Here is a 19617-nt window from a genome sequence, read left to right on the forward strand (position 1 = left end):
ACGTTTAACAGCGACTTCGTTTAATACCGTTTTATATTGCCTTTTCATGATTGATACGTATTCCTAATATATTTATCAGTCTTGTGAGTTGCAGCGGATTCAACATATTTTGGAAACCGCACCTGAAGGGCTATCGCACGTGTGTGGCAGTTGGGAAATGCGGATCCAAATTACGTGGATAACCAACATCTGACCGATAGCGGAGAAGCAAGCATGCCATTCGCTTGGAAACGCCTGGAATTGTCACAATCTTGCTTCAAAACCTATTCTATTGGGACTGAATGAGAATGCTGATAGGCCTGCTCCTAAAGAATGTGGCTTACACGATGCTCGGTAATAAGGGGCGATCTGACATTTAGATCACCCCTTCCCACTTCAAGAAAGCCGCAGGGCTTAGAACTCGTAGCCGGCTTGTGCGCGCACGCCCGCATCGCCGTTCTGCGTGACCGATACCGCACCGTTCACCAACCACCGGCTGTTTTCCGACCGGTATGTTGCGCCAGCCGCAAAGGCGTTGTAGCCCTTGTAGTTGGCCACGCCCGCGCCGACCACCGTCTTGCCTGGTGCACTGGGCATCAGGTTCGGCATTGCCATGGCTGCAGCAACGCCACCCAGCGCGGCTCGCCGCAACGTCGTCATGCTTGAATTCACGTCGTTGCGCAACGCGTTCAACTGGTTCACGTTCGTCGCGTCCGTACCGTTCACCCCCGGCGCCACATTCGTTACGCGGCGTTCGTTGCCAGCCGAGCCGACCGATACGGTATTCGCCTCATCGGCAACCGAGTTTGCGCCCAGCGCGACCGAGTTATCAGCGGTTGCGCTGCTGTTTCCACCAAACGCCACGGAACCGCTTCCCGAAGCCTGCGAGTTTCCGCCGATCGAAACGGCATTGCTTCCGGACGCAGCAGCGTTTCCGCCGAATGCCACCGACGAATCGCCAGAGGCCATCGAATTCGCGCCTGCTGCCGTCGAATTGCTGCCAGAGGCCATCGCGTTGGCGCCTGTTGCCGTCGACTGACCACCCGATGCGATTGAGTTCGCGCCAGCTGCTGTCGACTGGTCGCCCGACGCTGCGGCATTCGCGCCGGCTGCTGTCGAATTGGTGCCGGAAGCGTCTGCGTTCGATCCGATTGCCGCTGCGCCGTCGCCTGTGGCTGTCGATCCCGAAACACCCGAGGCCTGGAATTGTTCAATTGCAGATTCCGTTGCCGAGACCCGGGCGTTGGTCGCATTGAGCTGGCTGCCGTTTACCGCGTCCGTGCTGGTGGCCGAAAGGTCGCCGTCCGCCACGTTGGTCAACTTCACTCCGGCGCTTGCATCCGTTCCGCCAAGCGTGACCTTGCTGTGATCGGCGGAATCGTAGGCCACTGCGTTCGCAGCCGTCTTCGATACATCCGCGAGATCGCCCTTCAAGCCCGCGATATCCGCGCTGTTTTGCGTGACGCGACCATCGAGGTTGCTGACAGCTGAACCGACATCGTTCACCTGCTTGCCGCCGACCGTGTATGACGGCGCCGTAACACCGCCGTTCGCGTCGACGCTCGCTCCGCCGCCCAATGCCGCGGCTACGCTCGTCGATGTATTGAACAATTGCGAGCCGTTGACTGCGTCCTGACTGGCGCTGCTCACCATGCCGTTCGCCACGCCGGTCAGGACGCGGGCGCCTTGCAGGCCTGCGAAGCTGATCGTGTCGCCGTTCGTGTTTGCGCCGATACTGAGCGCTTGCGTCACCGGGTCCTGACGCACGAGACCGGCGGTGCCGTTGCTCAAGTCGTTCATCGATGTATTCAAGCTGGCAATGTCAGCCGTGTTTTTCACGACGTCCTGCGAGACTGTGTACAACTGCGAACCGTTCACTGCGTCCGTGCTTGTTTCCGATACATCGCCTGCCTTGACGTTAGTAAGCGCGACGGGGCCCGCAGTCGGATCGCCCAGCGTGATCGTGTCATGGCTGCTCGAATCGTAGCGAACGGCATCGGCGAGAATCGCACCTTGCTCGCCGACGCTTTGCTGCACGGAGAACAATTGCGAGCCGTTCACGGCTTCCATGCTGTCCGCGCTCACCTGGCCCGCGGCTACGTTCTTGATCACCGTGCCTGCTGCGCCGCCCAATGTCATCGATGCGTGATCAGAGCCAGCATCGTATTTGACGGCGTCGGCCATTTGGGTGTTCAGCGTGCCGATATCAGCGGTGTTCTGCGCAATGCCGCTTGTGTTCGTCGCTATGTCAGCAGTGTTTAGGGCGATGTCGCTCGTGTTCGCCGCGATGGCCGTCGCGTTGTCAGCCACGTTCTGGTTGGTTGCGTAGAGCTGCGAGCCGTTCACTGCGTCCGTGCTGTCCGCCGATGAGATATCGCCAGCCGCCACGTTCGTGATCTTCGTGCCCGATGCGCCACTCAAGGTCATCGTGTCGTGGGTTGTGCTGTCGTACTTCACGGCATCGGCGAGTTGCGTGTTGATCGTTCCAACTTGCGTGTTGATCGCGCTGATATCGCTTGTGTTTTGTGCGATGCCGCTGGTGTTGGCAGCGATGTCTGCTGTGTTCGCGGCGATAGCCGTTGCATGTTCCGCGATATCGCTCGTGTTTTGTGCAATCCCGCTGGTGTTCGCAGCGATGTCTGCCGTGTTCGCGGCAATAGCCGTTGCATGTTCCGCGATATCACTCGTGTTGGCTGCAATAGCGCTGGTGTTCGCAGAAATCGCGCTTGTGTTGCTCGCGATGTCATCGGTGTTCGCCGCGATGGCTGTCGCGTTCGCAGCCACGTTCTGATTCGTCGCGTAAAGCTGCGAACCGTTCACCGCGTCCGTGCTGTCCGCCGATGAGATATCACCCGCTGCAACGTTCGTGATCTTCGTGCCTGATACGCCGCTCAAAGTCATCGTGTCGTGTGCGGCGCTGTCGTACTTCACAGCATCGGCGAGCTGCGTGTTGATCGAGCTGATGTCGCTCGTGTTTTGCGCGATTCCGCTGGTGTTCGCCGCGATGGCTGTCGCGTTGTCAGCCACGTTCTGGTTGGTTGCGTAGAGCTGCGAGCCGTTCACTGCGTCCGTGCTGTCCGCCGATGAAATATCGCCAGCCGCCACGTTCGTGATCTTCGTGCCCGATGCGCCGCTCAAAGTCATCGTGTCGTGGGTTGTGCTGTCGTACTTCACGGCATCGGCGAGTTGCGTGTTGATCGTGCTGATATCGCTCGTATTTTGTGCGATTCCACTAGTGTTCGCCGCAATGTCAGCCGTGTTCGCGGCAATAGCCGTTGCGTGCTCAGCGATATCGCTCGTGTTTTGTGCAATACCGCTTGTGTTCGCAGCAATGTCAGCCGTGTTCGCGGCAATAGCCGTTGCGTGCTCAGCGATATCGCTCGTGTTTTGTGCAATCCCGCTTGTGTTCGCAGCAATGTCAGCCGTGTTCGCTGCAATCGCTGTTGCGTTCGCCGACACGTTCTGGTTCGTCGCGTAGAGTTGCGACCCATTCACTGCATCCGTGCTGTCAGCCGATGAGACATCACCCGCCGCCACATTCGTGATCTTCGTGCCTGATACACCGCTCAAAGTCATCGTGTCGTGGGCGGCACTGTCGTACATCACGGCATCGGCGAGTTGCGTGTTGATCGTGCCAACCTGGGTGTTGATCGCGCTGATGTCGCTCGTGTTTTGCGCGATTCCGCTGGTGTTGGTTGCGATGTCGGCCGTGTTGGCTGCGATAGCCGTCGCATGTGCGGCGATATCACTCGTGTTTTGCGCAATCCCGCTTGTGTTTGCAGCAATGTCAGCCGTATTCGCAGCAATCGCCGTTGCGTGCTCGGCGATATCACTCGTGTTTTGTGCGATTCCGCTTGTGTTGGCGGCAATGTCACTTGTATTCGCTGCAATCGCGCTGGTGTTCGCGGAAATTGCACTTGTGTTGTTGGCGATCTCTCCGGCGTGTTCAGCAATGGCTGCCGTGTTTTGCGCCACGTTCTGGTTCGTCGCGTAGAGCTGCGAACCATTCACTGCATCCGTGCTGTCAGCCGATGAAATATCGCCGGCCGCCACGTTCGTGATCTTTGTGCCTGATGCACCGCTCAAAGTCATCGTGTCGTGCGCTGCGCTGTCGTACTTCACGGCATCGGCGAGTTGCGTGTTGATCGTGCCAACCTGGGTGTTGATCGTGCTGATATCGCTCGCGTTTTGCGCGATTCCGCTTGCGTTGGTTGCGATCTCGGCTGCGTTAGCAGCAATGTCACTTGTATTCGCTGCAATCGCGCTGGTGTTCGCGGAAATTGCGCTGGTGTTGTCTGCGATCACTCCGGCGTGCTCGGCGATGGCCGCCGTGTTTTGCGCCACGTTTTGATTCGTCGCGTAGAGCTGCCCGCCGTTCACTGCATCCGTGCTATTAGCCGATGAAACATCGCCAGCCGCTACGTTCGTGATCTTCGTGCCCGATGCGCCGCTCAAGGTCAGCGTATCGTGCGCCGCGCTGTCGTATTTGACGGCAACGGCCATTTGCGTGTTCAGCGTGCCAACTTGCGTGTTGATCGTGCTGATATCGCTCGTGTTTTGTGCAATCCCGCTGGTGTTGGCCGCAATGTCAGCCGTGTTGGCCGCAATGGCCGTCGCGTGTTCGGCGATATCGCTGGTGTTTGCCGCGATAGCGCCGGTATTCGCGGAAATCGCGCTTGTGTTGTTTGCGATGTCATCGGTGTTCGCCGCGATGGCCGTCGTGTTCGCAGCCACATTCTGGTTCGTCGCGTAGAGCTGCGAACCATTCACCGCGTCCGTGCTGTCAGCCGATGAAATATCGCCAGCCGCCACGTTCGTGATCTTCGTGCCCGACGCGCCACCCAAGGTCATCGTGTCGTGGGCTGCGCTGTCGTACTTCACGGCATCGGCGAGTTGCGTGTTGATCGTCCCGACCTGGGTGTTGAGGGTGCCGATGTCGCTGGTGTTCCGTGCGATGTCGGATGTGTTCGTCGTCACACGGCCATCGATATCCGAGATTGCTGCACCCACGCTGTTCACGGTCGCGCCGTTCACGCTGTAGGCCGGCGACGAGATCGTGCCGTCCGCGTTGACGCTTGAACCGCCGCCCAGCGCCGTAGCCGTGCTCGCGGCGCTCGCATACAACTGCGAGCCGTTCAACGCGTCCGTACTCGTCGCCGACACCCCGCCCGCCGCTACGTTCACGATCTGGCGCTTCAGTGAGCCGCTGCCCACGGAGACGGTGTTCGCCAGCGTTGCCACGGAGTTGGCGCCAAGGGCTACGGAGGAGGCGCCCGAAGCGCTGGCCATAGTACCTAAAGCCACGGCTCTGGCGCCGCTACTTTGAGCATTGAAACCAGTGCTCAAACTCATATCGCCGGTTGAGCTGGCGTTTCCACCGACAGCTACTGCTCCCCGAATATTAGCCACCGCGTTGTCGCCGATAGCCATTTCGTATCCGCTACTTGTAGCGACTGCTGCCTTGGCATTGGCGTTGGTGCCAATGGCAATTGCACCTTGTCCAATTCTATAGCTATCGTCTCGCAGATCACCCGTGTCGGCTATCGCCTTCGAGCCGATAGCGATGTTATCTGCTGCCCATGTTCCAATCGTCGCGTCATCCGAGCCATCCCTCAGGCCGCCTGCCTTCAGATAGCGGGAGGTGTTGTTCAATGCGGTTTGCATCTGGCTGAGGTTCACCGCATCGTTACCCTGCGTACCCGCCGCCACGTTCACGATCCGGCGTTGTACTTGGTTGTAGCCCACGGAAATCGTATCCTCCTGGTCTGCGACTGACCCACTGCCCAAAGCCACAGCGCCTGTCGCCGAAGCGGTCGCCTGATTGCCCAATGCAACCGATCCTGTTCCCAACGCGCTTGATATGGAGCCAACGGCTACCGAGCTTGAACCCGAAGCGATGCTTTGACGGCCGAATGCTGCTGCGTAGTCCCCGGAAGCCTGAGCTGCGAAACCGAACGCCGCCGAAACGGAACCAGCACCTGCCAAAGCGCCCACTGCGACCCCTGAAACGCCAGCGAGAGATCCACCACCAATAGCAACGCTGTCCGCACCACTTGCTGCAGCGGGATTGGAGCTATTCTGACTGGCGTTGACTCGACCCGACTTGGTGCCAAAAGCAATACGCGAGTCCTGCGCGCCACCGGCGCTGAGGCTGCTGACGGTCGCTTCCAGGTTCGAAACATTGGTGTTCGTCGCGTACAACTGCGCGCCATTCACCGCGTCCGTGCTCGACGACGATAACGTGCCTGCCGCAACATTCGTGATCTTCGTGCCCGATGCGCCGCTCAAGGTCATCGTGTCGTGCGCTGCGCTGTCGTATTTGACGGTATCGGCGAGTTGCGTGTTCAGCGTGCCGACCTGCGTGTTGATCGTGCTGATATCGCTCGTGTTTTGCGCGATTCCGCTCGTGTTCGCCGCAATGTCAGCCGTGTTGGCCGCGATGGCCGTCGTGTGTTCAGCGATGTCGCTTGTATTCGTTGCAATATCGCTCGTGTTTTGCGCAATCCCGCTCGTGTTCACTGCGATGGCAGCCGCGTTGGTAGCAATATCGCCCGTATTCGCAGCAATAGCCGCGGCATTCTCAGCCACGCTTTGATTGGTTGTGAAAAGCTGGCCGCCGTTCACCGCGTCCGTGCTCGCCGCCGATGAAACATCGCCCGCCGCTACGTTCTTGATCTTCGTGCCGGCCGGATTGAGTGTGACCGTGCTCGCGGTGTTGCTGTCATAAGCGACGAAGCTGTTTGTGGCGACGCCATTCGTGTCGGTCTTGAGACCCGCTGCCATCAGTTGACCATAGTTCACCGCGTCGGTGCCTTCCGTACCCGCGGCCACGTTCGCGACCTGCCGCTCTGATCCAGCCTTGCCGACGGAAACCGTGTTGGCACGATTCGCGACAGAACCTGCGCCCAGGGCGACGGCGTTCGACACATTCGCACTGGCGTAATAGCCCAATGCGACAGAACTGGCGCCGCTGGTCCCAATGGACGCCATATAACCGTATGCGGCAGCCTGGTTTGCACTAGCACTGGCATAAGAACCTGCTGCAATGGAGTTTTGGCCGCTGACACTTGCCGCTGAACCGATCGCCTGGGCGTTGACGCCCGTTGCCTTGGCAGTCGAACCAATTGCCATTGACCCATTTGTGGCCGCTACCGTACCCGAGCCGAGAGCAAGCGACGTATTCCCAGTCGCCGTTGCGCCAGGGCCTATCGCGACCGCAGTCGCCAATGCGTACGCCGCATTGCCCGCACTGCCTACGCCGATATATTTGTTGCCGCTAGCGGCAAGGTTGGAGATCGCCGTTTCGTTGCTGGTAGTCCGTTCATCCAGACCAGTCAGTGCGCTGCCGACGTCGTTATAAGCTGTGCCGCCAAGGGTATAGGTGGGAGCGGTCACCCGGCCGTTCGCGTCCACAGCGGCGCCGCCGCCCAATGCCGTGGCGACGCTTTGCGCCGTGCCAAGCAACTGGCCGAAGTTAGTCGCGTCAGTGCTCACTGTGCCCGCCGCAACGTTCGAGAGCCTTGTCCCCGCAGCACCCGCGAACGAAATGCTGTCACCAGTCGAGTCATCATAGAGAACCGATGCACCGGTCTGCGTTGCGCCAAGTAGTTGCCTTCCTAACAATTTTGGACCGGACGGATTCGATGCCGGGGCGCTGTCGTCCGACGCGGAGTCGTCCGTTGCCTGCACGCCCCGGAGAACGCCGGACTCATCTTGAGCCTGCACCGAAGAAGCACCGACATCGACGCCCTCGTCGGCAAACGCATCGCCTGTCGACAACAAGGCAACCGATGCGCCAAAAGCCAAAGAAGCCGATGCCACTTTCTTGGCCAGCTTGCTCTTGGCGGACTTTCCTGCGCTCTTCACGTTTTCACTAGCGGCCACGTACGTACCTGTGGAGCGATTCAGAATGGATTTATATGACTTGTTCATAATAACTATGGATTCCTAAATGTATCCTGTGCTTCCACACGGGCAATCAATTCGAGGCATTGCCCGAATCAGCGGTTCAATACGATCAGTTGGCCAGCCATACGGGGTTATCGCGTACGGCAAAGCTCAAGCAGCTATCAAGTGGCGGCGGACGATGACTTACGAATTGGAAGGGAATCGATGGCTCGTCACTCGCGTCAGAACCTACTTTATTAGGACGAAGCGAGGAGCCAGATAGGCACAGTCCTACAAAACGTTGCCAAAATCGAGATACTTTGTTGTCTTCGCCACAAACGTGGGAATACGGGACAAGACCGACAATCGTCGGCGTGAGACTGAAGCGCTGGGGATAGTTGGGAACCGCAGAGGTTTCGGGGCAGCTTACGAGCGAATCTCACTCGCCGTACCCGACGGCAAATCGACGACGCGTTTGCCTGAATTTGAATGATGCCGATGCAGTTTTTAGCTCGGGTATATGGAAATAAAACGCACAATAAAAAAAGGCGATCCGAACATCCGGATCGCCTTGACTTACTGTTTAGGACCTATGCAAACTTAGAACTCGTAGCCCACCTGCGCACGTGCGCCGGTGTCGCCATGAGGTGTGATGGACATTGCGCCGTTGATCAGCCAAGCGCCATCACGCGACCGATACGTTGCGCCCGCACCAACCGCGCCATATCCCTTGTAGTTGGCCACACCGACTGCAACTACCGTCTTGCCCGCTTCACGCGGCGAAAGATTCGGCATGGCCATGGCCGACGCCACACCGCCGAACGCGCTGCGTTGCAACGCCGTCATGTTCTGGCCAACTTCGTTGCGCAAATCGTTGACCTGGTTCATGTTGGCTGCGTCCGTGCCGCCTTGCCCAGGCGCCACGTTCGTCACGCGACGTTCGTTGTCAGCGGAACCAACCGACGCTGTGTTGTCTTCATCGGCAACTGAATTTGCACCAAGCGCGATTGAGTTGTTGCCAGAAGCGTGGGCGTTGGCACCGAGCGCTACCGCATCCGTGCCCGTTGCGGTAGGTGCCGGCGATGCCCCCACCGACGAGTTGATCGCAATAAATGGACTTCCTGTACCGGAAATATTGTTCACGACGTTTTCGAATGAATCGACACGTGCGTTCGTAGCGTTCAACTGCGCCCCGTTCACAGCATCCGTGCTGGTCGCGGACAGTTCCCCTGCCTTCACATTGGTCAACTGGACGGCGTTTGCGTCTGTGCCATCCGCGGCCGCGGTGCCGCCCAACGTCACCTTGTTGTGCGCATCGGAATCGTAGGTGACCGCATTCTTGGTCGCATTACTAATGTTCGTAATGTCAGTCGTGTTCTGCGCCGTGCGTGCGTCGAGGTTGCTGATTGCCGTGCCAACGTCATGGACGTCCGTACCGCCGACCGTATATGTAGGCGCCGTGATGTTGCCGTTTGCATCCACGCCCGCACCGCCGCCCAGCGCCGCTGCTGTACTTGCTGCGACGTTATACATTTGGTCGCCATTCACCGCGTCCGTGCTTCCGGGTCCCACGCTACCCGCCGCAACACCAGAGATTTTGCGAGGGCCCGCCGTGCCTGCCACGCTGATCTCATTGCCGCCAGTGCTTCCACCGATTGAAATCGTTCCGGTGGCCGCGTCCTGGGTCACATACGCATCACCGCCATTCACGATGTTATTGATGGTTTTGTTGATGTTGTTGATATCAGCAGCGTTTTGATTGGTCTTGGCGTCAACTTCGAAAAGCTGCGCACCATTGACCGCTTCATTGCTGTCAGCCGTCATCGCACCGCGCGCGACGCCCGAGATGGTCACCAGGCCACCGGCCGTGCTCGCTAACGCCACCTTGTCATGCGCCGGGGACGAATAATTCACACTATCCGCAGAAATATTCTGGGTTATTGCGAAGAGTTGCGAACCGTTGACCGCGTCCTTGCTCGTGGCCGAAACCTCACCGTTTGCCACGTTGTGGATTTGCGTGCCATTGGCGCCGGCCAGCGTGACCGAATCCTTCGATGTGTTGTTGTCGTATGCAACGAACGCGTTCGTGACCACGCCGCTCGTGTCGATGTTCAAGCCTGCGTCCGTCAACTGCTTCACGTTCACAGCATCTTTATCCGCTGCGCCAGCGGCGACATTGTGGATCTGCGTGCCGTCAGTGCCCTTCAGCGTGACCGAGTCTTTTGCAGAGTCGTCGTACGCCACAAACGCGTTTGTCACGGCGCCAGTTGAATCGACAATCGCGCCCGCGTCCGTCAATTGCTTCACGTTCACGGCATCTTTATCAGCGGTGCCAGCTGCAACATTGTGAATCTGCGTTCCATCCGTTCCCTTCAACGTGACCGAGTCTTTCGTGGAGCCGTCGTATGCTACAAACGCGTTGGTTACCGCGCCGGTTGAATCGACGATTGCGCCTGCATCCGTCAACTGCTTCACGTTGACCGCGTCTTGGTCTGCCGTACCCGCTGCAACCTTGTGAATTTGCGTGCCGTTCGTGCCCTTCAGCGTCACCGAATCCTTCGCGGAACCGTCATACGCGACAAAGCCATTCGTCACTGTGCCGCTCGAATCGACGATCGCGCCCGCGTCCGTCAACTGCTTCACGTTCACAGCATCTTGCGCTGCGGTACCCGCTGCGACCTTGTGAATCTGAGTTCCGTTCGAACCTTTCAGCGTCACTGAATCCTTCGCCGTGGTGTCGTACGCAACAAACGCGTTTGTCACCGCTCCGGTCGAGTCGACGATTACGCCAGCATCCTTCAACTGCTTCAGGTTCACCGCGTCTTTGTCGGCCGTCGCTGCAGCAACGTTGTGAATCTGAGTGCCGTTCGTGCCTTTGAGCGTCACCGAATCTTTTGCAGAGCCGTCGTATGCGACAAAGCCATTCGTCACCGTGCCACTCGAATCGACGATCGCGCCCGCCTCGGTCAACTGCTTCACGTTCACGGCATCTTTGTCAGCGGTACCGGCCGCGACGTTGTGAATTTTCGTGCCGTTCGTGCCCTTGAGCGTCACCGAATCCTTCGCGGAGCCGTCGTACGCTACAAATCCGTTCGTTACGGTGCCACTTGAATCAACAATTGCGCCCGCGTCCTTCAATTGCTTCACGTTGACCGCGTCTTGGTCTGCCGTACCTGCTGCTACCTTGTGAATCTGCGTGCCGCTCGTGCCTCTTAGCGTCACGGAGTCTTTTGCGCTGCCGTCATAAGCTACGAATGCGTTCGTTACAGAACCAGTGGAGTCCACCACCGCGCCCGCGTCGGTCAATTGCTTCACGTTGACCGCGTCTTGGTCTGCCGTACCTGCTGCAACCTTGTGAATTTGCGTGCCCGCTGCTCCTTTGAGCGTTACGGAATCCTTCTTTGCGTTGTCGTCATACGCGACAAACGCATTGGTCGGGTTGCCGCTCGGGTCGACTGTGATCCCCGCGTCCTTGAGCTGCTTCAGATTGACGGCGTCCATGTCCTTTGAGCCGGCAGCGACATTGCTGATTTCGGTACCGTTCGCGCCGCCCAGATCCACCTTGGTCATGGTCTTGTCTTTGTATGCAACGAACGCGTTTGTGACCGTACCGGTTGAATCAACTGTGAGTCCGGCGTCAGTCAACTGCTTGAAGTTGACTGCATCCATTGGAGCCGAACCCGCACTGAGGTTCTGGATCTTAGTGCCGTTATCACCACCCAAGGTGACCGAGTCTTTAACTCCGTCATAGAGGACAGCGTTCTGAACGCTGGCATCCAAGGCGCTGATAGCCTTTGCCACGCCATATTGGTCTTCACCATTTACTTTATAAACCGGGCCGGAGACCGTTCCGTCTGCCTTAAAAGTGGCAGTTCCACCCAGGGCGGTGAGCACCCCCTGAACTTGAGCGACCGTTGCCGCGTCGGTCGGCTGCACTCCGTTTGAAACCTGCGTGATGACTCGCGTTGTCACGAGGCCATTGCCGCCACCCACTGAAACGGAGTTGTCGCGGTCTGTTACTGAATTAGCCCCAATCGCGACTGAGTTTGCGTTCTGAACGGACGCATTGGATCCTATCGCCACTCCACCAGCGTTCCCAACGACGCTGGATTTAGTACCAATGGCAACGGCGCCTTGGGACGTTCTTACGGTGCCGGAGATATTGATCGCGTCAGCGGAAGCACTAGTTGCGTTTGTACCGTATGGGTTGAACGAAAACGAGTTTGCCGAGCTTGCTACCGAGCCGCCGGCTGGTGCGAAGAACACCGAATTCGATGAGTTTGCATCCAGCGAGGCCGCTGGAAGCGATCCCCCGCCGTTCCCCATGATGATGGAGTTGGTCGCCTTGTTTTGCACCCCACCGCCAATTGCAATAGCACCATCAGCAGTGCTTCGCGCTGTATCGCCAATGGCGAGTGCATCCTTTGTATTGCTTTGGGCAAGCGAGTTTGGACCTATCGCGATATCGGTTGAGTTAGTCGCGCTAGCGGTGTCGCTTAACGTCACGCCTGCAAACGCCCCGCCCGCCAAACCCATCCCAATCACCAGCGCCACTGCCCGCGCCGCCTTCCCGCCACCCTTCCCGCGCCCGCGACACAATTCCGAAGCTGCGACCCAAGCACCCAGAGCTTCGCTCCAAACCGATTTAAAGACCTTGTTCATGCTGATACCTGCAAAGAGTTGTGCGGAAAGTGTCTGACGCGAAACGAACCCTAGAAACAATTCGGCTTTGCGATCAGGTAAATGAAACGTCCCGGGACTCTACTCAGCACAACTTGACAACCAAATCAGATTTGTCCGAATCAGGAAATCGACGTTGTATGCACCACACCTTTCCCATCTCTTAAAAAAATTCCTTAAGCATCCTTATCGAATTTGCGTTAGATGTTTCCGGCACGCACAAAAAAAGCGGCGACCGATATGCTCGATCGCCGCTTCTTGTTCGCTCGTCATCCGATGGCACAGACTGCGAGCAGCCTCGCAATTATGCGTCGTTGCCTCCAGCCTTCACCCGCGCATTCGCCGAAGCCACTGCGGTCATGTTGATGATCCGCCGCACGGTCGCAGCCGGCGTGAGAATGTGCACCGGCTTATCCGCGCCGAGCAGGAACGGCCCGACGGTCACGCCTTCGCCGCTCACCATCTTGAGCAGGTTGTACGTGATGTTCGCCGCTTCCACGTTCGGCATGATCAACAGATTGGCCTCGCCCGTGAGCGTCGATGCCGGCATCGCGGCCTTGCGCACCACTTCCGACAACGCCGCGTCGCCGTGCATTTCGCCATCGACTTCGAGATCCGGCGCGCGTTCGGCGATCAGCTTGCGAGCCTCGGCCATGCGCTTCGATGAAGCCGTCGGCACGCTGCCAAAGTTCGAGTTCGACAACAACGCAACCTTCGGCGCGATTCCGAACTTCTCGATTTCGCGCGCCGCCAGGATGGTCATGTCGGCGAGTTGCGCGGGCGTCGGGATCTCGTTCACGTACGTATCGCTGATGAAGAGGTTGCGCCCCTGAAGCATCAACAGGTTCATCGCAGCGAAGTTCTGTACGCCGTCGGCCTTGCCCAAAACCTGTTCGATGAATTTGAGATGGTCGTGATAGGTATCGATCATCCCGCAGATCATGCCGTCGGCATCGCCGAGACGAACCAGGATTGCGCCGATCAGCGTATTGAACTTGCGCAACGCGGCCTTCGCGTTGTCCGGCGTCACGCCTTCGCGTGCGGCGATGTTGTGGTATTCCTGCCAGCACTTCTGATAACGCGGATCGTCTTCCGGATTCACGATCTCGAAATCAGTGCCGGGCTTGAGCTTCGAGCCCATCTTCTGCAGCCGCATTTCGACCACCGCAGGCCGGCCGATAATGATCGGCTTCGCAATCTTCTCCAGCAGCACGAACTGCGCGGCGCGCAGCACGCGCTCGTCCTCGCCCTCGGCGAACACAATGCGCGCCGGCGCTGCCTTGGCCGCCGCGAACACCGGCCGCATGACCATGCCCGTCCGGTACACCGTCGTCCCCAATTCCTCGCGATACGCGTCCATATCGTGAATCGGACGGGTGGCCACGCCCGAATCCATCGCGGCTTGCGCCACGGCGGGCGCGATCTTGATGATCAGACGCGGATCGAATGGCTTCGGAATCAGGTAATCCGGGCCGAATTCGAGCGAATGGCCCTCGTACGCTTTGGCGACTTCATCGCCTTGATCGGTCTCTTCGGCGAGTTCCGCGATCGCGCGCACGCACGCGAGTTTCATCTCTTCGGTGATCGTGGTCGCGCCCACGTCAAGTGCGCCGCGGAAAATGAACGGGAAGCACAGCACGTTGTTGACCTGGTTCGGATAGTCCGAACGGCCAGTCGCGATGATCGCGTCCGGGCGTACTTTCTTGGCCTCTTCCGGACGGATTTCCGGCTCGGGATTGGCGAGCGCGAGGATCAGCGGCTGCGTGCCCATGACCTTGACCATTTCCGGCTTGAGCACACCGGCGCTCGAGCAGCCAAGGAAGACGTCGGCTTTGTCGATGGCATCCGCGAGCGTGCGGTCCGCGGTGTTCGCGGCATAGCGTTCCTTCGATGGATCCAGGTTGCCGCGCCCTTCGTAGATCACGCCTTTCGAGTCGCAGACCAGGATGTTCGACTTCTTCAACCCGAGATGCACGAGCAAATCGAGACAGGCAATTGCCGCGGCGCCCGCGCCCGAACACACGAGCTTCACTTCGTCGAGCTTCTTGCCGACCACTTTCAGGCCGTTGAGAATCGCCGCCGATGCAATGATCGCCGTGCCGTGCTGGTCGTCGTGAAAAACGGGAATCTTCATGCGCTCGCGCAGCTTCTTCTCAATGTAGAAGCACTCCGGCGCCTTGATGTCTTCCAGGTTGATGCCGCCGAGCGTGGGCTCGAGCATGGCGATTGCATCGACGAGTTTGTCCGGATCGGTTTCGGCAAGCTCGATATCGAACACGTCGATACCCGCGAATTTCTTGAAGAGGCAGCCCTTGCCTTCCATCACGGGCTTGGCGGCGAGCGGCCCGATATTGCCCAAACCCAGTACCGCCGTGCCGTTGGTCACGACGCCGACCAGATTGCCGCGCGATGTGTACTTCTGGGCGTCGAGCGGTTCGTCGAAGATGGCCATGCAGGCAGCGGCCACGCCCGGCGAATACGCCAGCGACAAATCGAGCTGGTTCGACAAGGGTTTGGTCGGCGTGACCGAGATCTTGCCGGGCTTCGGATACTGGTGATATGCGAGGGCGCTGAGCTTCAGTTGTTCGTCCATGATTGGCCTGAGACGTTAGGAAAGTTGAAAAAGCTTGAATTCGTTCTGCGTTCTGCATGGCGGCGTCGGCGCCGGGTTCGGGCGCGTTGCTGCGGGTCACTGATTTCGTGTGGGCTGAAAAAGGATTCGATGAAGTAGCGCGGAGTCCGCAGCGCACAGGAAAACCCACTTTGTGCCCGGACCGCGCGTTAGCATTTTTCGGGGATAAATAGTGTACACCGCGCGATAATTTTGACGCGGAGCACCATTTTCGAAAGAAAGCGCGCCGAACCTACTAAACGCATCGCATCGATTGCGAGGTGGGTGCGGTGTATTGTCACCATCCGCGACTTATCGGCCGGGTAGTATCGAAGGGAGGGTCTCTCCTCCCACCAGCAAAAACAAGGACTTGCCCATGACAGGCATCGACCGTCAGACGATCTCGGACACAACGGCAAAGATGCTGCTCGAAGTCGAGGCCGTGCATTTCAACGCGGACAAGCCGTACATCTTCACGTCGGGATGGGCAAGTCCGGTTTATATCGACTGCCGGAAACTGATCTCGTATCCACGCGTGCGCCGTGGCCTGATGGAGATGGCCGAGGCCACCATCCTGCGCGACATCGGTTACGAACAGATCGATGCCATCGCGGGTGGCGAGACCGCCGGCATTCCGTTTGCCGCGTGGTTATCGGACCGGTTGATGGTGCCAATGCAATACGTGCGCAAAAAGCCGAAAGGCTTCGGCAGGAACGCGCAGATTGAAGGCGTGCTGACTGAAGGTCAGCGCGTGCTGCTGGTCGAGGACCTGACCACGGACAGCCGCAGCAAGATCAACTTTATCAACGCGCTACGCACGGCGGGTGCGAAGGTGAACCACTGTTTTGTGCTGTTTCATTACAACATCTTTAAAGAAAGCGTTTCGGTTTTGAAAGATATCGATGTGGAACTGCACGCGCTCGCAACCTGGTGGGATGTATTGCGCGTTGCCAAGGAAGCGGGTTATTTCGAGACAAAGACGCTGGATGAGGTCGAACAGTTTTTGCATTCGCCCGCAGAATGGTCGGCGGCACATGGCGGCGTGACGGCATCGCCGAAATAATTCGTGATTTTTATATCGTTGATGCAATAAAAAAATCCGCTCGTTTTTATCGACGAACGGATTTTTATTTCAATTGAGCTAACAATTATTCACTGTCTGCCGGCAATGCGTCGTCAAGACTTCCATCGCCCACATACGCCGATAGATTTAACAATCCATTACTTTGTGCGTATTGGAACAATTCCGAATCACGCTCAATGCCGAGCTTGCGCATGGCGGTATTTTTCTGCGTGCTGATTGTTTTGATGCTGCGTTTCAATTGCGCGGCAATTTCGGTAATCGTCATGCCGGAAACAAACAAACGCACCACTTCAAGTTCACGCTTGGACAGCACCACGTCACGTTGCTGCCCGCTCGCCGACAAACCCATGCTGTCGAGCGCAACCTTCACAGAAGGCCCGATGTACTCCTGCCCGCGCATGACGTGAACGATCGCAAGGCCGATGTGGCTCAGGTCATCGGACTTGTTGATCACCGCCGTCACGCCCACTTCGCGCAGCCGTTTCAGCAATGCGGGATTTTCCAGCATGGTCAGCACGACAATGCGCACGGCCGGAAACTGCCGCCCGATATAACCCAGGAGCGGCATGCCGTCGCCATATTGTCCGCCAGGCATTGCAAGATCCGATACAACCACATCGCAAGGTGATTTTTGCAATAGCTGAATCAATTCCGTCGATTGACGCGCTTGTCCGATCACCTCGATTTCAGGAAATTTCAGTAATGCCTGCGCAGCGCCAAACAGAATGACAGGATGGTCATCGGCGATAATGACTTTTATCCGTTGACCCATTATTTACCCCTCGCTCGTAAATGGATAAATCCCTTGCGCATTATAGGCAATGTGCTCTTGTTCATTACATGGCCCCTTCAGCCCGGAGATCGAAATCCCAGCGAAACCCGAGTCTACTGGTTGCCCCTTGCTGAGTTGTGTGCCGAACATTTGAAAAATTTTGTCCTTTCGCGCAATGTTAAACTTGAATCCAGCATTAAGCCTATTTCTGAGACAAAATACATCGTTACAAAGGGTGAAACGCCAGTTCTGGCTGCGCCCGAGACAGGAGAACTCGCACCATGCGCTTGGGGACCGGGCTTGTGGTTTGTGCTGTGTACCGCGTTGTTGGTTGCCGCGTTTTTCGTTTCCGAATGTCCCGCCGCTCACTGCTGGTTCCGTTTTTCTGCGCCGCGATGGTATCAAATGCGCCGCGCGCAGTCGCCGAAGTTGTTGCATCCGTCCCATTTACGTTGACAAGCACCGACATCGTTGCAGACCAACACGCATCGCTTTCCCTCGTTTTCAATCAAAACGACTGCAAGGGCGGCAATCGATCTCCGCAACTTTCCTGGCATAACGCGCCCGCCAACACGCAAAGTTTTGCAGTGACCATCTTCGATCCCGATGCACCCGGCCGCGGCTGGTGGCACTGGGCGGTCGCCGGAATTCCTGCAAGTGTCGCAAAGCTGCCGTCCAATGCCAGCGCCTCGGGCTTCCTGCGCAAGATCGGCGCGGTCGAATCGCGCAACGATTTTGACATCGACGGCTATGCAGGGCCATGCCCACCGCAAGGCAAGCCGCACCGGTACATCGTCACCGTTTATGCGCTCAACAGCGCCGACTTGCGGCTGCGCCAGAGCAGCCCCGCGCTGATGTTCGAACACGAGATACGCACGACAGCCTTGTCCAGCGCGCAACTCGTGGTCACGTACGGACGATGATCAACTGCGCCGCCATCGCACGCAATCAGCGTCAATTTGGCTTGATAGACTGGGTCTTTCCGCTCAACCCGCGACGCAGCGTCGCAGAGAAGGAATGAAATGCCAAAAATCGTCATCGTTTATCACAGTGGCTACGGTCACACGAAAAAGGCCGCCGAAGCGGTTCTGGCCGGCGCCACCGATGCAGGCGCCGACGCCAAACTCCTGACTGTAGGCGAGCTGGACGACGCCGGCTGGGCCGAACTCGACGCCGCCGACGGCATCATCTTCGGCGCGCCCACGTACATGGGCGGCCCGTCCGCCGACTTCAAGAAATTCGCCGATGCCAGTTCCAAACCCTGGTTCGCGCAATCGTGGAAGGACAAAGTCGCCGCCGGCTTCACCAACTCGGCGACCATGAACGGCGACAAGCACTCGACCATCGCGTATTTCATGACGCTCGCCATGCAGCACAGCATGATCTGGGCGGGCACGGGCATGATGCCGTCGAACACGAAGGCGGCCACGCGCAACGACCTGAACTTTGTCGGCGGGTTTTCGGGCTTGCTCACCCAGTCTCCAGCCGATGCATCTCCCGACGAAGCGCCCCCGCCCGGCGATCTCGAAACAGCCAAAGCCTTCGGTGCGAGAATCGCGGCCGTCACGGCCCGCTGGGCTGGAAAGTAGGCCCATCCACCCGTTTCCCAAAGCAAAGGAAAATCGTCCCGCCGAATCGCGTCTAAATGGCATCGTTCGATTCGCGGGACCGTCAGCGCAATCAGAAACGGTACGACACCGCCAGGAACGTGATCAGCGGATCGGCGTTCAGCTTGCCTTTGGTCGTGGCCAGTTCGGTGCCATCGGCAGCCTTGATGATCAGCGACGACGTCGTCTTCAGCGGAATGTACGTCAATGACGCGATCAAACCCCAGTGTTTATCGAAGTTGTAGGTCGCACCGACGTTGAACACCGGTTGCCACGACGACGAGGCCTTCGCGTCCACCGATGTCTGCCCCGGCTTGCCTGCGGCCGCAGCCAGAACCGAGCCAAGGTTGTTCTGCGTCGAATTGACGAAGCCGTTGGTGAGCTTGATGTTCGTGAAGAAGTTGTACGACACGCCGATACCCGCAAACGGCCGGAACGCCGATGTCGGCGAATTGAAGTAGTACTGGAAAATCAGCGCCGGGCTCCACTGACGCACGCTTTTCACGATCGGGTTCGTTTGATCGAGATTCTGATTGCCCAGCGCGCCGGCAGGTCCCGGCGGACGGATCGTGCCGTGGCCATCGAGTTCGAATTCGGGCGGCACGCCGCCTACGAACGTCGTCGCAATGTGATCGGTAAAAAAGTGCGTGAAGACGAGGCCGAAAGTATCGGCGCTTTTCGTCGAAAGGCTCGTTCCCGCCGACGTAAATTGCGACGGCAAGCGCAGCGGCGTGTTGATCGGCACGGGCGCCACGTGCGTGGTGAGTTCGCTGCTCGAATCCTGCGGCATCACATGAAACCAGCCGAGACCCACGACGTTGTCGCCGGCGCTTTGCGCGTGCGCCGTCATTGATGCGCAAGCCCCGGCACACCCGATCACCGCTGCCAGAATTTTTCTCATTTCATCTCTCTTCGGTTACAGGCCGTCACGCGTCACGCCGCTTCTGATGAAAGCAGGCGTGAGCGCGCGCAGCCCTTTTTAATGGGCTGCCGGACG

The 19617-nt window shown here is 58.3% G+C and carries 8 protein-coding genes; 3 read left to right on the forward strand and 5 right to left on the reverse strand.

Going from position 1 to position 19617, the window contains the following annotated elements; translation table 11 throughout:
* Positions 1-393: 393 nt before the first annotated feature.
* The 3 genes from HB633_RS26225 to HB633_RS26235 all read right to left on the reverse strand — a co-directional run bounded on the left by HB633_RS26225 (position 394) and on the right by HB633_RS26235 (position 15139).
* Positions 394-7911, reverse strand: coding sequence for a YadA-like family protein (locus tag HB633_RS26225; protein ID WP_213781086.1), 7518 nt, complete (start codon positions 7909-7911; stop codon positions 394-396).
* A gap of 555 nt (positions 7912-8466) precedes the next feature.
* Positions 8467-12528 carry an ESPR-type extended signal peptide-containing protein gene (locus HB633_RS26230; protein WP_213781087.1) on the reverse strand — a complete coding sequence of 1354 codons (4062 nt, stop codon included), beginning with the start codon at positions 12526-12528 and terminating at the stop codon, positions 8467-8469.
* Positions 12529-12850: 322 nt separating this feature from the next.
* A complete protein-coding gene (locus HB633_RS26235; RefSeq protein WP_213781088.1) occupies positions 12851-15139 on the reverse strand; it encodes an NADP-dependent malic enzyme in 2289 nt (762 codons plus the stop codon).
* 394 nt (positions 15140-15533) lie between these two features.
* Between HB633_RS26235 and HB633_RS26240 the strand changes: the two genes are divergently transcribed.
* Positions 15534-16220: an orotate phosphoribosyltransferase gene (locus tag HB633_RS26240; RefSeq protein ID WP_213781089.1), complete on the forward strand. Its 687-nt coding sequence runs from the start codon at positions 15534-15536 to the stop codon at positions 16218-16220.
* Between the two features lie 85 nt (positions 16221-16305).
* Here HB633_RS26240 and HB633_RS26245 read toward each other — a convergent pair whose 3' ends face one another.
* A complete protein-coding gene (locus HB633_RS26245) occupies positions 16306-17013 on the reverse strand; it encodes a response regulator (protein ID WP_213781090.1) in 708 nt (235 codons plus the stop codon).
* Positions 17014-17408: 395 nt separating this feature from the next.
* On the opposite strand from HB633_RS26245, the gene HB633_RS26250 reads away from it, so the two are divergent.
* Together HB633_RS26250 and HB633_RS26255 are read left to right on the forward strand one after the other, a co-directional pair.
* A complete protein-coding gene (locus tag HB633_RS26250; protein ID WP_255581193.1) occupies positions 17409-17936 on the forward strand; it encodes a YbhB/YbcL family Raf kinase inhibitor-like protein in 528 nt (175 codons plus the stop codon).
* A gap of 99 nt (positions 17937-18035) precedes the next feature.
* On the forward strand, positions 18036-18602 hold the full coding sequence (locus tag HB633_RS26255; RefSeq protein ID WP_213781092.1) for a flavodoxin family protein: 567 nt from the start codon (positions 18036-18038) through the stop codon (positions 18600-18602).
* A 91-nt stretch (positions 18603-18693) separates the two neighbouring features.
* Here the strand turns inward: HB633_RS26255 and HB633_RS26260 are convergent, their stop codons facing one another.
* Positions 18694-19521, reverse strand: coding sequence for an OmpW family outer membrane protein (locus HB633_RS26260; RefSeq protein WP_213781093.1), 828 nt, complete (start codon positions 19519-19521; stop codon positions 18694-18696).
* Positions 19522-19617: the final 96 nt, after the last annotated feature.

The organism is Caballeronia sp. dw_276, from assembly GCF_018449635.1.
In the GTDB taxonomy this organism is placed as follows: Bacteria; Pseudomonadota; Gammaproteobacteria; order Burkholderiales; family Burkholderiaceae; genus Caballeronia.